The organism is Treponema sp. HNW (assembly GCF_050320395.1).
Classification (GTDB): domain Bacteria; phylum Spirochaetota; class Spirochaetia; order Treponematales; family Treponemataceae; genus Treponema_C.
This window is the reverse complement of sequence record NZ_CP144459.1, coordinates 864,837-879,096: the sequence shown is the minus strand read 5'-3', so window position 1 is coordinate 879,096 and position 14,260 is coordinate 864,837. Positions and strand designations below refer to the sequence as shown.

Sequence of the window (14,260 nt, the reverse complement as noted above, 5' to 3'; positions counted from 1 at the left end):
GTGAAAATATCTGTTATAACGTCATAAAATGTGCTCATTTACCTTATTTTTGAAAAATCATTCTGAAAATACTTTCATTATTTTATAAATCGTGTTATTATGATACATATTAAACGTCGCACCCTTCACGGGTGCGTGGATTGAAATATGCCCATAAAGGGACGCGTAATATCCCATTTCTTGTCGCACCCTTCACGGGTGCGTGGATTGAAATGCTGTCTACATCCTTTAAAACAGGCGTTATAATCCGTCGCACCCTTCACGGGTGCGTGGATTGAAATGAGGCGGTTATGTACGCGAACGGTAAGCCGATTATGTCGCACCCTTCACGGGTGCGTGGATTGAAATACGGAAGCATTGAAAGCACACGAGAGCTTATGACGGGTCGCACCCTTCACGGGTGCGTGGATTGAAATGTTGCCCCGCAACGGTTTAATCGTCCGCAGGGGGGTCGCACCCTTCACGGGTGCGTGGATTGAAATTCCTCATCTTTTGTTAATGGAATTGCACGCACAAGTCGCAACCTCACGGGTAACTTCCCGCCCAAAAAAAAGTTAATCTAAACACACCCTCCTCTTGACAATAAGCATTTTTTTATATATAAATAATTATATATTTATAAAGGTACTCTAATTCAAAACAAGAGGGTTATCTGTACCGCTAAGGAGACTCCACATGAGTATTATGAATTTCTCGGTGCCGCGCCAAATTATTTACGGCGAAAATGCAATGGATCATTTGGCCCAATTAAAGGGCAAAAAAGCCGCCATCGTTACCGGCGGAAGCTCGATGAAAAAATTCGGCTTTTTGGATAAGGCCGTAGAGCTGTTGAAAAAAGCCGGCATCGAATCGATTATTATCGACGGTGTAGAACCGAACCCTTCGGTAAAAACCGTTGTGGACGGCGGCAAAAAAATGAGCGATTTCGGCCCCGATTGGATTGTCGCCCTCGGAGGCGGTTCGGCGCTCGATGCGGCCAAGGTTATGTGGTGTTTTTACGAACATCCTTCCGTTAAATTCGAAGACATTATCCCCGTCGGTGCAATGCCTCCGCTGCGCAACAAGGCAAAGATGATTTGTATTCCTTCAACCAGCGGAACCGCAAGCGAAATCACGGCATTTTCCGTTATCACCGATACCGACAATCACATTAAATACCCGATAGTCGCCGCGGATATGGTTCCGGATATCGCAATCCTCGACCCCGCACTTCCCGCATGTATGCCGCCCCACATCACGGCAAACACCGGTATGGACGTATTTGCCCACGCAATTGAATCCTTTGCTTCAACGGCCGCAACCTCATTTACGGAACCCTATTCCATTGAAGCTTTGCGCCTTGTCATTGAATATCTTCCCGCTGCATACAAAAACGGTAAAGACATGACAGCCCGCGCCCACATGCACAATGCATCCAGCCTTGCCGGTATGGCCTTCACAAATGCATCCTTGGGCTTGGTACACTCGCTTGCCCATAAAATCGGAGGCGAATTCGGCGTTACGCACGGCTTGGCAAACGCAATCCTCATGCCCTACATTATCGACTTTAACCGCAAATTCTCGGATAAATACGATTTGGCGGAAAAAAGACTCGGCGTAAAAGACATTGCCGAAACCGTCCGTGAACTTAACAAAAAACTCGACATTCCCTTGTGCTTTAAAGACTGTAAAGAAGTCGACTTTAACGAAGAAAAGTTCAAAACGGTTTTGGAGCGCATGAGTAAAAACGCCCACGGCGACCCCTGTACGCTGACCAACCCCGGAAAACCCACTCCGGAAGACGTCAAGATGATTTACGAAGCAGCGTATTACGGAAAAAAAATCAACTAAAAAAGAAAACCGCCGATAAGAATAATCTTACCGGCGGTCTTGATAAAAAAGCTGCCCTAAGCATCAATTTTCAGCTTTCGGCAGCTTTTTTTTACGTTTTTTCGTCTTTTTTCTTGCTTTTCACTTGCGTTTTATTCAATTTCGTAATATAATCGAAAAGAAAGGAAAAACAATGGTGATTCAGGAATTATCCGATCGCGAACACAGTATATTAAACCGTCTTATGGCGCAGGGGGCCGTGTCCGTCGCCGAATTGAGCGGCGAGCTGGACGTTTCGGAAGTTACGATTCGTTCGGATTTAAGCAGCTTGGAAGAAAGAGGTCTTTTAAGCCGCACTCACGGAGGAGCCCTGCCCACCATTCACCCCCACATCTTCCAGCGGCAAAATATGAATATCGAAGAAAAGCACTGTATTGCGCGTTCCGCCGCAGAGTTGGTGCGGGACGGAGATGCAATCATGATAGAAGCGGGAACAACAACCGCTCTTTTACCGCGGTATTTAACGGGTAAGCGCGATGTATTGATTATCACCAATTCCATCGCGGCCTTCGAATCGGCAAAGTCGAACCCCGCTTTAAAAATCACCCTTGTAGGCGGCGAGTTCCGCAACAGCACCGATTCCTTTGTAGGCAGCATTGCATTGGATACGATACGCCGCTTTAACGTGCGCTACGCCTTTGTCGGCACCGACGGCTTCAGTGTAAAGACGGGCATTACCACCCACTTGGTCGAAGGCGGCGACGTTATTACGGCTATGCGAGAACGCGCGGAAAAGCTCGTTCTTATGGCCGACTCTTCAAAGCACGGTAAAAGCGGGGTGGTAACGATTTTACCGATGAGCGATATAGATATTTTAATTACCGACGGCGGCATAAGGGCGCAGGATAAAACGGAATTGGAACAAGTTCCCTTGCACCTTATTACGTGCGAAGGATAAGGGGGCTTGTCAAAAAGCAAGCGGCTTTTCAGACACCCTCATATAAAAAACAGGAGGAAACATGGCTCATGTTTTAATTATGCCCAGACAGGGTAACACTGTAGAATCTTGCATTATTGTAGAATGGAAGAAAAAAGAAGGGGACGCCGTAGACGCGGATACAACCGTATGTGAAGTTGAAACCGACAAGGCAACCTTTGAAGTTCCCGCAGGAGCGGCCGGAACGATTTTAAAAATCATTCACCCGGAAGGGGACGACGTTCCCGTTTTGCAGCCGATTATGGTTGTCGGTAACGCGGGAGAAGATTGGACGAAGTTTGTGGATGCGGGAACCTCTTCGGAATCGGCCGGATCCGCGGAAACTGCCCCGGAGGCACAGGCTCCCGCACAAGGTACGGCCGAAGCCCCTGCACCGAGTACACCTGCCGTGCAGACACTTGTAACGCAGACAAGCGCCGCACAGACTGCAAGCGGCGGACATCTTGCGGTATCTCCGCGCGCACGCGCTGCGGCTTTAAAAGAAGTCATTGACGTAAGTACGCTGACGGGTACCGGAGCGGAAGGCCGCATTATAGAAGCCGACGTATTGCGCGCAGCTTCTCAAAGACCTCCGCTGACGGCGGCCGCAAAAGAAGCCCTGCGCTCGGGCGGTGCAATCCCTGCAAGCGGAAGCGGTATCGGCGGAAGAGTAACTTTGGAAGATATAGCCGCCGTCGCATCGGGTGCAAAAGCGGCCCTTGCTCAAGGCGTACCGGCCGCACAAACGGGAGCCGCCGCAAGCAAAGCGGACGAATATACCGATACGCCGATCAAGGGTATCCGCAAAGTTATTGCCGAACGCATGATGAGTTCTTTGGCTACCGCGGCTCAGTTCACTTTAAATGCAAGTGCAAGCGCCGTCCGTATGCAAAAACTCCGCGAGCGCTTTAAAGCAAGCGATCCCGCGATGGGTTTGTCGAAGGTTACCGTAAACGATTTAATACTCTTTTTGGCTTCACGGCTGCTTAAAGACTACAGCTATATGAATGCGGTAAAAAAAGACGGCGTTGTACGCGAATATAAAAACGTTCACCTCGGTATGGCAGTCGATACCCCGCGCGGCCTTATGGTGCCGGTTATCCGCAACGCCGACACCCTGTCCTTAGCTGAAATCTCGGCTCAGGCAAAATACCTTGCAGGCGAATGCCAAAACGGCTCGATAAGCCCCGACCTTTTAAGCGGCTCGACCTTCACAATCACAAACCTCGGCAATACGGGAATCGAAAGCTTTACCCCCGTTATCAATGCGCCCGAAGTTGCGATTTTAGGCGTTTGCGGTATTCAGCCCAAGCCCGAAGCCAATGCCCAGGGTTCGTACGATATCGTTCCGCACCTTTCGTTCAGTTTAACGATAGACCATGCGGTGGTTGACGGCGCTCCTGCAGCCCGGTTTATGAAAGCTCTATGCCTTGCTTTAAAAGACATCGATATTTGGATTGCAAAATAAGGCGGAAAACGTATGTATGATGTTATTGTAATCGGAGGCGGCCCCGGAGGCTATCTTGCCGCGGAACGGCTCGCTCAACGGAAAAAACAGGTTTTACTTATTGAAAGAGAATTTCTGGGCGGTACCTGCCTGAATGTCGGCTGTATCCCCACAAAGACGCTTTTGAATTCGGCAAAACACTATCTCCATGCCCACGAAGCACCCATGTTCGGCGTTCATGCGGACAATATCCGCTTCGACATGAAGGAAATGTCGGCGTGGAAAAAGAAAACGGTCGAAACCCTCTGTTCGGGTGTAAGCGCTCTTATGAAGCGTTTAAAGGTTGAAGTTATCATGGGAACGGGAGAACTCATATCCGCCGGCAAGGTTAAAATAGCCGAAACGGGTGCGGTGTACGAAGCCAAAGCGGTTGTCATTGCGGCCGGTTCCCTTCCGGCAATGCCGCCCATTCCCGGAGCAAAGGATAATCCCAAGGTATTGGACTCGACGGCCCTTTTGGACATCGATCACGTTCCCGAGCGCTTATGCGTTATCGGAGGCGGCGTTATCGGTATCGAGTTTGCAAGCTTATTCGGTACCCTGGGCAGCAAGGTTTCGGTTATCGAAATGATGGACGAAATCATTCCGCCCATGGATAAAGAGCTTGCCCCCGTATTGAGAAACAGCCTTAAAAACACGGAATTTCACTTGGGCTGCCGCGTCGAAAAAATCGAAGGCGGAACGGTCTTTTTCAAAACAAAGGACGGTAAAAGTCTTTCTTCGCAAGCCGATATCGTATTGATGGCCGCAGGACGCAGATGCCAAACCGAAAACTGGAACGGTAAGGCCGCGGGTGTAGACATCACTGCCAAGGGTGTTGCCGTAGACGACAGAATGAGGACGAATATCAGCGGCGTATGGGCTATCGGAGACGTAAACGGCCGCAGTATGCTCGCACACTCGGCCTACCGCATGGCCGAAGTTGCCGTAAACGATATTTGCTCGGTTTTGGACGGAACGCCTAATACCGACCGTATGCGCTATAACGCAATCCCCTGGGTTGTCTATTCGATTCCCGAAGCTTCCGGCTGCGGTATTACCGAACAGGAAGCCGAAGCCAAAAAGATTGCCGTAAAAACGGCAACGGTTCCCATGCTCGTTTCGGGACGCTTTATTGCCGAAAACGGCGTAAAAGCTCCCGGCAGCGTAAAAGTCATTGTTTCAAAAGACGATAACCGCATACTCGGTATTCACGTTTTGGGCCCCTATGCTTCCGAAATGATTTGGGGAGCCGCAGCCCTCGTCGAAAACGAAATGCGCGTTGAAGATGTCAAACAAATGATCTTCCCCCATCCGACCGTTTGTGAAGCGATCCGGGAAGCAATTTGGACACTGTAGGTTTTATTTTTATAGGAGCGGTCGCACGGTCGGCACAAATGGTGCCTTCCCGTGCTTCCAAAGTTTGCCGTCCGGCAAACTTCCAATATTTATTGCACTTCCTCGCTATGCTGCGGAAGTGCTGAAAAAATATTTTTCGGAATTTGATAATTCCTCAAAATATTTTTATAGGAGAAGAACATGCCTAAGTCATTATTTGTGGACCCTAAAAAGGTCAGAAAGGCGGAAATGTTAAAAATCAAAGACATTCCGGTTAACCAATATCAAAGCAATTTTGAAAAAGAGCTTAAAACATACGGAGCGGAAGGACTTAAAAGAATCCTCTACGATATGCAGACAATCCGCGCCTTTGAAAACATGCTCAATACATTCAAAACCCAGGGCGCATGGGAAAATATCGAATACAACCACAAGGGCCCGGCCCACCTTTCGATGGGACAGGAAGCCGCCGCAGTCGGTCAGTGCGTCAACTTGGGAATAGACGATTTTATCTTCGGTTCACACAGAAGCCACGGCGAAATCTTGGCAAAATGCTATTCCGCTGTGGAAAAACTGAGCGAAAAAGAACTCGAAAAAATTATGAAAGAATTTTTAGGCGGCGATACACTTAAGATGGCCGAAAAAATCGGTTACAAAAACGTTAAGGATTTGGCGGAAAACTTTGTTTTATACGGAACCCTGGCGGAAATCTTTGCCCGCAACGCAGGCTTTAACCGCGGTTTGGGCGGCTCCATGCACGCATACTTTTTGCCCTTCGGCTCTATGCCCAATAACGCAATCGTAGGCGGAAGCGCCGACATTGCAACCGGCTCGGCCCTCTTTAAGAGAATCAACAAAAAGAAGGGTATCGTTATTTCCAACGTCGGAGACGCCGCCCTCGGATGCGGTCCGGTATGGGAAGCTATGATGATGGCTTCGATGGACCAGTACAATAACCTTTGGCCCGAATCGGTCGGAGGAGCACCGCCGATTTTGTTCAACTTCTTTAACAACTTTTACGGTATGGGCGGCCAAACCTGCGGTGAAACCATGGGGTATCAATATGTCGCGCGCGTCGGTGCGGGTGTCAATCCCGACAATATGCACGCCGAGCGCGTAGACGGTTACAATCCTTTGGCCGTTGCCGATGCAATCGCACGCAAAAAAGAAATCCTTTTAAAGGGTAAGGGCCCCGTTCTTTTGGACACAATTACCTACCGCGTTTCGGGGCACTCTCCCTCGGACGCCTCCAGCTACCGCACCAAAGAAGAAATCGAAGCGTGGGAAAAGGCGGACGCTATCGAAGAATACAAAGCCTACTTGATTAAAAACAAGCTGATCACAAAGGCCGATGCCGAAAAGCAGGACGAGATAATCCGTGAAAAACTGATTCAAGTGGTAAAATTGGCGGTTAACGATGAAGAAAGTCCGCGCGCAAGTGCCGCCTTTATCGAATCGGTTATGTTTTCGAACACCAAAGCCGAAAAAATGGAAGAAGGCAAGCCCGAAGTGCTCGACGTCAATCCCGAAACCAATGTGCGCTTAAAGGCGATTGCCGGAAAAGTCCGCTCGGCCTTCGGTCCGGACGGCAAACCCGTTTCCAAAAACAAAATGTTTCAATACCGCGACGGTTTGTTTGAAGCGATGTTCCACCGCTTTACGATTGACCCGACCATGGCGGCTTGGGGTGAAGAAAACCGCGACTGGGGCGGAGCCTTTGCCGTATACCGCGGCTTAACCGAAGCCCTGCCCTACCAGCGCCTGTTCAACAGCCCCATATCCGAAGCTGCAATCGTCGGCGCGGGCGTCGGCTATGCAATGAGCGGAGGACGTGCCGTTGTCGAATTGATGTACTGCGACTTTATGGGACGCGCCGGAGACGAAATATTCAACCAGGCATCCAAGTGGCAGTCGATGTCCGCAGGTCTTCTTAAAATGCCGCTTACGGTGCGCGTTTCGGTCGGTAACAAATACGGCGCACAGCACAGCCAGGATTGGAGCGCCATCGTCGCGGCAATTCCCGGTCTTAAAGCCGTATTCCCGGCAACCCCCTATGATGCAAAGGGTATGCTGAACTACGCTTTGCGCGGTACCGACCCTGTAATCTTCTTTGAAAGCCAAAAACTCTACGACAAGGGTGAAGAATTTGAAAAAGAAGTACCGGCCGGCTACTATGAAGTACCCGAAGGAGAACCTGCAGTCCGCAAAACGGGTAAAGACATTACGATTGCAACATTGGGCGCAACCCTGTATACTGCAATGGACACGGCAAAGGTTTTACAGGAAAAATACGGTTTGGATGCCGAAGTTATCGATATCCGCTGGATTAACCCGCTCAACTACGAAAAGTTGGTTGAATCGGTAAAGAAAACCGGAAAAATCCTGCTTGCAAGCGATGCGGCCGAACGCGGTTCTTACCTGCACACGGTTGCTTCAAACATAAGCGCCTTGGCCTTTGATTATTTGGATGCACCGCCTGCCGTTGTGGGAAGCCGCAACTGGATTACCCCCGCTCCGGAATGTGAACACTATTATTTCCCGAGCACGGAATGGATGCTGGATGCAATTCACGAAAGAATCATTCCCTTAAAAGGACATACGCCTAAATCCGTCCAAACAACGATGGACATTATGCGCAAAAACCGCATGGGTGTTTAAAAAGGGTTGCCTAAAAAGTCGGTTACTTTTTAGGCAACCTGTCGAGTTTGAAATTAAGTTACCTTAATTTCAAACATCGCAATCAAAATCAATGTAACTGTCCAAAAACTGAAGTTTTTGGACAGCCCCTTTTATTTTGAATTTTGCACATCCGTGTGCGAGTATAAAGGTAAGCTATGAACGATTACGGAAAAATAAACGAGTTTAAGAGTACGGGAGAAAAGCGTATTTCAGCCCTTCAATCATGGGCTGAAAAAAACAAAGAAACGCTTCCGCCTTTGAACAAACAAACGAACAATCACATTCACACGATATACAGCTTCAGTCCCTATACCCCGTCTATGGCCGCTTTAAAAGCGCGTGAAGCGGGACTTTCGGTTGCAGGCTCCGTAGACCATGATTCCGTATCGGCTGCCGCTGAAATGACCGATGCCTGTCACATTCTGGGTATGGGAAGCGTTACCGGCTTTGAAGTACGGGTAAGTTTTAAGCATACGCGCTTTGCCGATATGAAACTTAACAATCCCGATTCGGCAGGCATTGTCTATATGACGGTACAGGGTATTCCCGCCTCCAAAAGAGAATTGGCCGCATTGTTCTTAAAGCCCCTTCAGGCGGCCCGTAAAAAACGCAGCATCGCAATGACGGAAGCTTTAAATGAGATTATAACCGAAGCGGGCTTAAAGCCGCTGTCGTACGAAAAAGACATTGAAAACTTATCGAAAAAGGATGAGGCCGGCGGCGTTACCGAGCGTCATATTTTATACGCCCTTGCCAAACGTTTTACGGACGTCTACGGTATCGGCGAAGAACTCTTAAAAAACCTGAGAGCACGTTTTAACTTGTATATCGAAGGCAAAATAGCCGACAGGCTCGCAGACGCTTCAAATCCGCATTATCTCTACGATTTGCTCGGTGTTTTAAAAAGTGAATTTTTACCGCGTATTTTTATTCAGCCCGGAAGCGACGAATGTATTCCCGCCGAAACGGTTACCGCCTTTGCCCGATCAATCGGGGCGATTCCCGCCTATGCTTATTTGGGCGATATAACAGAATCTCCTACCGGAGATAAAAAAGCCGAAAAATTCGAAGACGACTTTTTGGACGATTTATTCCCCGTTCTTAAAGAAGCGGGATATCTTGCGGTAACCTATATGCCCCCGCGGAACACAAAACAGCAGCTTTTGCGCGTGCGCCGCTTGTGCGAAAAGTACGGCTTTATGGAAATATCGGGTGTAGATATAAACAGTTCGCGTCAGGAATTTTCCTGCCCCGAACTTTTGGATGAAGACTTTGCAAGCCTTACCGATGCCACATGGGCTCTTGTCGCCCACGAAGCGCTTTCGTCCTATAAGACAAAATACGGTTTGTTTTCGCCGGAAAATCCCCTAAGCGCCTTATCCTTAAACGAACGAGTAAGCTTGTATGCCGATTTGGGAAAAAAATTGTTTCCGGCCGGAACAATGACCGTTGAAGAAGCGGCTCAACAGATAAAAACACAATGCGCGGCACATCATGTGTAAGCCGGCACACGAAAAATTAAAACGGAATTATATCAGGAGGATATATGAATAATGCCGTATTTACAGCTCCCCTTATTCGCGGAGCTGCCATACAAAAAGCGGGAAAACCGTGGACGGTCCGCTTTTTCGATAAAAACCCCGCCCCTTCTCAAAGTCCTGTCCGTATCCTTATTGATACCGATGATGAAAAGGCTGCAGCCGAAACCGTGCACAAAGCCTTTGATACGGTAAAAGAAGGCGGTAAAAATGCGATTCCCGCCTTCATAGAAGCGGTATACAAGGGAGAAAGCGCCTTTTTTATTACCGCACCCGATATGCCTTCTCTTAAAGCGGCCCAAAGCGGAACTGCCGCGTCATGGCCTATTGACAATACACTTTCTGCAAAAGCGGGAAGCGCGGTTTGTCCTTCCTGCCGCGCCGACGTTGTAAAAAACCGTGTTGCCCTCGTTACCGGCGGCGCTCAGGGTTTCGGCGAAGAAATCGTACGCGGCTTGATAAATCAGGGAGCCGTTGTTTGTATAGCCGACTTGAATATTGAAGGAGCCGAAAAGCTCGCTTCCGCCTTAAATACCGAATACGGCAAAGAAGTCGCCTTTGCGGTAAAGGTAAACGTTGCAGATGAAGAGTCGGTTCGCGAGATGGTTGAAACAATCGCCCTTAAAGCAGGCGGCTTGGATTTGTGCGTAAGCAATGCCGGAGTACTGCGCGCTTCAAGCATTTTGGAACAGGACATCGCGTCTTTCCGCTTTGTAACCGACATAAACTACACGGCATTCGCCATTGTTTCAAAACACTGCGCCGCTCTTATGAAGCGCCAAAATGCCGCCTGCCCCTCATGGACAAGCGATATTATTCAAATCAATTCAAAGTCCGGATTGGAAGGCTCAAATAAAAACGGCGCATACGCCGGCGGAAAATTCGGCAGTATCGGTTTGGTGGAAAGCTTTGCCCTTGAATTGGTCGGCTACGGTATAAAGGTAAACGCCGTATGTCCCGGAAACTTTTTCGACGGTCCGCTGTGGTCGGATCCCGAAAAGGGCTTATTTGTACAGTACTTAAAAACGGGTAAGGTTCCCGGTGCAAAAACCGTTCAGGATGTAAAAGCCTTTTACGAGGCAAAAGTTCCGATGAACAGGGGCTGCTCCGGTCCCGACGTTTTAAGAGCCGTTCTCTACCTTGTAGAACAGGTATATGAAACAGGGCAGGCCCTGCCCGTTACCGGCGGTCAGGTAATGCTGCATTAATACTAATAAGGATGGGCCGCAAGGCGCGGCATAAATAGTACCGCACCTTGCTTCCAAAGTTTGCCTTCGGCAAACTTCCGATATTTATTGCACTTCCTCGCTGTGCTGCGGAAGTGCCGAAAAAATATTTTTCGGGATTTGAAAATCCCTCAAAATATTTTTATAGGAGTAGTTATGAACTATGCTGTTGCCGTTATAGACATCGGCATGACGAACAAAAAGGTTGCCGTATACGACGAAAACCTCCGCCAGCTCGATGCGGTGTATAAAAACTTTGAACCGCTGAAGGTAAAAGAACCGGCAAGCGGGCTTGAAGTAGACGCCCACGATTTAGCCGGCATGGAAGAATGGTTTTGCGCTCAGCTGCAAGTCTTTGCTCAAAAATATCCGATAAGGGCTTTGTCGATAACAACGCACGGGGCAACCTTTGTATGTATTGACGACAAGGGCAAGGTCTGCGCACCTTGTGTATTGTACACCCATGAGCCGGGAGAAAGTTTCCAAACGGACTTTTACACGCTTTGCGGCACAAAGGAAGAATTACAAAAAACAACGTATACGCCTCCCTTCGGCTCTCTTATAAATCCGGCAAAGGGCATTATGTATATGCAAAAATATTTCCCCGGCGAATTTGCAAAGACAAAGACAATCCTGAACTTCCCGCAGTATTGGGGACATGTCTTTACGGGTATTGCGGGAATCGAACCTACCTATTGCGGCTGTCACAGCTATTTGTGGAACCACAAAAAAAGCGATTGGTCGCCCGTTGCCGACAAACTGAATATACGCCCCCTGCTTCCGGTCAACTATAAAAACACGTGCGAAACCTTAGGAACCATAAGCGAAGAGACTGCCAAACGCACCGGCTTGGATAAGTCGGTTATCGTTACAATGGGTATCCATGATTCAAACGCGTCGCTTTTACCCTACCTTGCAAAAAGCGATACGGGCGACTTTGTACTTAATTCAACGGGAACCTGGTGCGTCTGCATGCACCCGCAGGACAACCTTGATTTTAACGATGAAGACATCGGCAAAATAGTATTCTTTAATCAATCGGCATTCCGTCAGCCCGTAAAAACATCAATCTTTTTGGGAGGGATGGAATTCGATACTTACATCAGCTTGTACAAAAAGGTAAATAAAACCGACGACTTTCCTTCGTTCGGTTTTGATGAAGCACAAGCGGTATTGAATGCAAAAGATACCTTTTTGATGCCCGAAATGGTTGCAGGCTCGGGACAATTTACCGGTTCAAAGCCGGGCATTTGGGAAAAAGGAACGTTTTATTCTCTTGAAGATATGCAAAACGGTACCAAGCTTCCGGAAATCATACGGAATGAAAAGCGCTTTTTCGCTCTTTTGGACTTATCGCTTGTGATACAAACCGAAACGGCCTTACGCCGCGCAGGATTGAAAAAAGGCACAAAGGTGTTTACCGAAGGCGGATTCCGCAAAAACAAACTGTACAATGCTCTTTTGGCCGCCGCTATGAGCGAAAACGATTTTTTCCTGACGAGTATAAGCGAGGCTACGGCCTGCGGTTCGGCAATGACGGCGATTATGGCCTTGAGCGGTAAAAAAATCTGCGAATTGGGTGAAGCTGCCGATATAAGTTATCAGGCGGTTGACAAAGCTCCCGTTAGCGGGTATGAAGAGTATAAGAAAGCATGGGAAAAGCTGATTTAACCGACTTTTGCGGCAGTCCCCAGCCATTAAGTTTATAGGAGCGGTCGCAAGGGCGCGGCACAACCGGTGCCGCTTCTTGCTTCCACAGTTTGCCTTTCGGCAAACTGTCAATATTTATTGCACTTCCTCGCTACGCTGCGGAAGTGCTGAAAAAATATTTTTTCGGGATTTGAAAATCCCTCAAAATATTTTTATAGGAGTATGTATGAAAACAAAAGCTGTACGTTTATACGGTGTAAATGATTTGAGGTTGGAAGAATTTGAACTTCCGCCGATTAAAGATGATGAAATTTTAGCGGAAATTATATCGGATTCGGTATGTATGTCGAGCCATAAATTGGCTATGCAGGGGGATGCGCACAAGCGCGTCCGTGCAAAACTTTCCGAAAACCCGATTATCGTCGGCCACGAGTTTTGCGGTAACATTGTCGAAGTCGGTAAAAAATGGCAGCACCAATTTAAGCCGGGACAAAAGTTCGCCATTCAGCCTGCATTGAACAAAGACGGAACTCTGTGGGCACCCGGTTATTCCTATGCCCATATCGGAGGCGATGCAACCTACATCATCATCCCTGCCGAAGTTATGGAACTCGGCTGTCTTTTGGAATATAAGGCCGACAATTACTTTATGGGTTCCCTTTCGGAGCCGGTATCCTGCGTTGTCGGAGCCTTCCACGCCCAATATCATACCACCGCCGGCAGTTATGAGCACCGCATGGGCATTGTTGAAGGCGGCTCTCTTGCCCTTTTGGCGGGAGTAGGACCTATGGGATTGACGGCAATCGACTATGCGATTCACAACCCGCGCAAACCAGGCTTTATGGTTGTAACCGATATCGACGATGCGCGCTTAAAGCGTGCGGAAAGTTTATTGCCTCCGTCGGAAGCGGCAAAGCACGGCGTTAAGCTCGTATACCTGAATACGCGCGATATAGCAAATCCCGTTGAAGCATTAAAAGAATTAAACGGCGGAAAACTCTATGACGACGTATTCGTATTCGCACCCGTCAAACCCGTTGTCGAACTGGGCGACGCCCTGTGCGGTAAGGACGGCTGTTTGAACTTTTTTGCAGGCCCCACCGATCCGACTTTCAGCGCAATGTACAACTTTTACAACGTACACTACGAAGCCCACCACGTAGTCGGAACATCGGGCGGCAACACGGACGACATTAAAGAATCGCTTGATATGATGGCCGAAGGCAAACTGAACCCCGTAGCCATGGTTACCCATGTAGGCGGTTTGGACCAGGTAGCGGACACGGTTATCAATTTGGATAAAATACCCGGCGGTAAAAAGCTGATTTATACTCACAAAAAACTGCCCCTTACCGCCTTAACCGATTTCGAAGAAAAGGGGAAAACCGATCCCCTGTTTGCCGAACTTGCAAAGCTCGTCAAAAACAACAATATGCTGTGGTCAAAAGAAGCCGAAGACTATCTTTTGGAGCATGCTCCGGATTTATAATAACGGATAATCCCGATTTTTAAAATCGACGGGCCGGCCGAAAAGCAACCGACTTTTTAGCCGGCCTTT

9 protein-coding genes and 1 CRISPR repeat array are annotated in these 14,260 nt (G+C 48.5%); all 9 genes read left to right on the top strand.

The genetic code is table 11. The features are described 5' to 3' along the window. Positions 1–115 precede the first annotated feature (115 nt). Positions 116–482: direct repeats of the CRISPR family, unit length 32 nt; unit sequence GTCGCACCCTTCACGGGTGCGTGGATTGAAAT. Positions 483–675: 193 nt separating this feature from the next. The 9 genes from V1L52_RS04065 (at position 676) to V1L52_RS04025 (ending at position 14,191) form a co-directional block, all read left to right on the top strand. Then, on the top strand, positions 676–1,830 hold the full coding sequence (locus V1L52_RS04065; RefSeq protein WP_428771028.1) for an iron-containing alcohol dehydrogenase: 1,155 nt from the start codon (positions 676–678) through the stop codon (positions 1,828–1,830). A gap of 172 nt (positions 1,831–2,002) precedes the next feature. Next, positions 2,003–2,767, top strand: coding sequence for a DeoR/GlpR family DNA-binding transcription regulator (locus V1L52_RS04060; RefSeq protein WP_428771027.1), 765 nt, complete (start codon positions 2,003–2,005; stop codon positions 2,765–2,767). 61 nt (positions 2,768–2,828) lie between these two features. Next, a complete protein-coding gene (locus V1L52_RS04055) occupies positions 2,829–4,253 on the top strand; it encodes a dihydrolipoamide acetyltransferase family protein (protein WP_428771026.1) in 1,425 nt (474 codons plus the stop codon). A gap of 12 nt (positions 4,254–4,265) precedes the next feature. Continuing rightward, a complete protein-coding gene (gene lpdA / locus V1L52_RS04050; protein ID WP_428771025.1) occupies positions 4,266–5,630 on the top strand; it encodes a dihydrolipoyl dehydrogenase in 1,365 nt (454 codons plus the stop codon). A gap of 180 nt (positions 5,631–5,810) precedes the next feature. Further along, on the top strand, positions 5,811–8,267 hold the full coding sequence (locus tag V1L52_RS04045) for an alpha-ketoacid dehydrogenase subunit alpha/beta (RefSeq protein WP_428771024.1): 2,457 nt from the start codon (positions 5,811–5,813) through the stop codon (positions 8,265–8,267). A gap of 176 nt (positions 8,268–8,443) precedes the next feature. After that, complete coding sequence (locus tag V1L52_RS04040) at positions 8,444–9,790, top strand: PHP domain-containing protein (RefSeq protein WP_428771023.1); 1,347 nt, start codon at positions 8,444–8,446, stop codon at positions 9,788–9,790. 44 nt (positions 9,791–9,834) lie between these two features. Further along, on the top strand, positions 9,835–11,034 hold the full coding sequence (locus V1L52_RS04035; protein WP_428771022.1) for an SDR family NAD(P)-dependent oxidoreductase: 1,200 nt from the start codon (positions 9,835–9,837) through the stop codon (positions 11,032–11,034). Positions 11,035–11,208: 174 nt separating this feature from the next. Beyond that, positions 11,209–12,723 (top strand): FGGY family carbohydrate kinase, encoded by a 1,515-nt coding sequence (locus V1L52_RS04030; protein ID WP_428771021.1) that lies wholly within the window; start codon positions 11,209–11,211, stop codon positions 12,721–12,723. A 205-nt stretch (positions 12,724–12,928) separates the two neighbouring features. Further along, complete coding sequence (locus V1L52_RS04025; RefSeq protein WP_428771020.1) at positions 12,929–14,191, top strand: zinc-binding dehydrogenase; 1,263 nt, start codon at positions 12,929–12,931, stop codon at positions 14,189–14,191. The last annotated feature ends 69 nt before the right edge of the window (positions 14,192–14,260 follow it).

What these genes read in the sequence shown, in the direction of transcription:
- V1L52_RS04065 (WP_428771028.1), top strand. Translation starts at nt 676, where the DNA reads ATGAGTATTATGAATTTCTCGGTGCCGCGCCAAATTATTTACGGCGAA.
- V1L52_RS04060 (WP_428771027.1), top strand. Translation starts at nt 2,003, where the DNA reads ATGGTGATTCAGGAATTATCCGATCGCGAACACAGTATATTAAACCGT.
- V1L52_RS04055 (WP_428771026.1), top strand. Translation starts at nt 2,829, where the DNA reads ATGGCTCATGTTTTAATTATGCCCAGACAGGGTAACACTGTAGAATCT.
- lpdA (WP_428771025.1), top strand. Translation starts at nt 4,266, where the DNA reads ATGTATGATGTTATTGTAATCGGAGGCGGCCCCGGAGGCTATCTTGCC.
- V1L52_RS04045 (WP_428771024.1), top strand. Translation starts at nt 5,811, where the DNA reads ATGCCTAAGTCATTATTTGTGGACCCTAAAAAGGTCAGAAAGGCGGAA.
- V1L52_RS04040 (WP_428771023.1), top strand. Translation starts at nt 8,444, where the DNA reads ATGAACGATTACGGAAAAATAAACGAGTTTAAGAGTACGGGAGAAAAG.
- V1L52_RS04035 (WP_428771022.1), top strand. Translation starts at nt 9,835, where the DNA reads ATGAATAATGCCGTATTTACAGCTCCCCTTATTCGCGGAGCTGCCATA.
- V1L52_RS04030 (WP_428771021.1), top strand. Translation starts at nt 11,209, where the DNA reads ATGAACTATGCTGTTGCCGTTATAGACATCGGCATGACGAACAAAAAG.
- V1L52_RS04025 (WP_428771020.1), top strand. Translation starts at nt 12,929, where the DNA reads ATGAAAACAAAAGCTGTACGTTTATACGGTGTAAATGATTTGAGGTTG.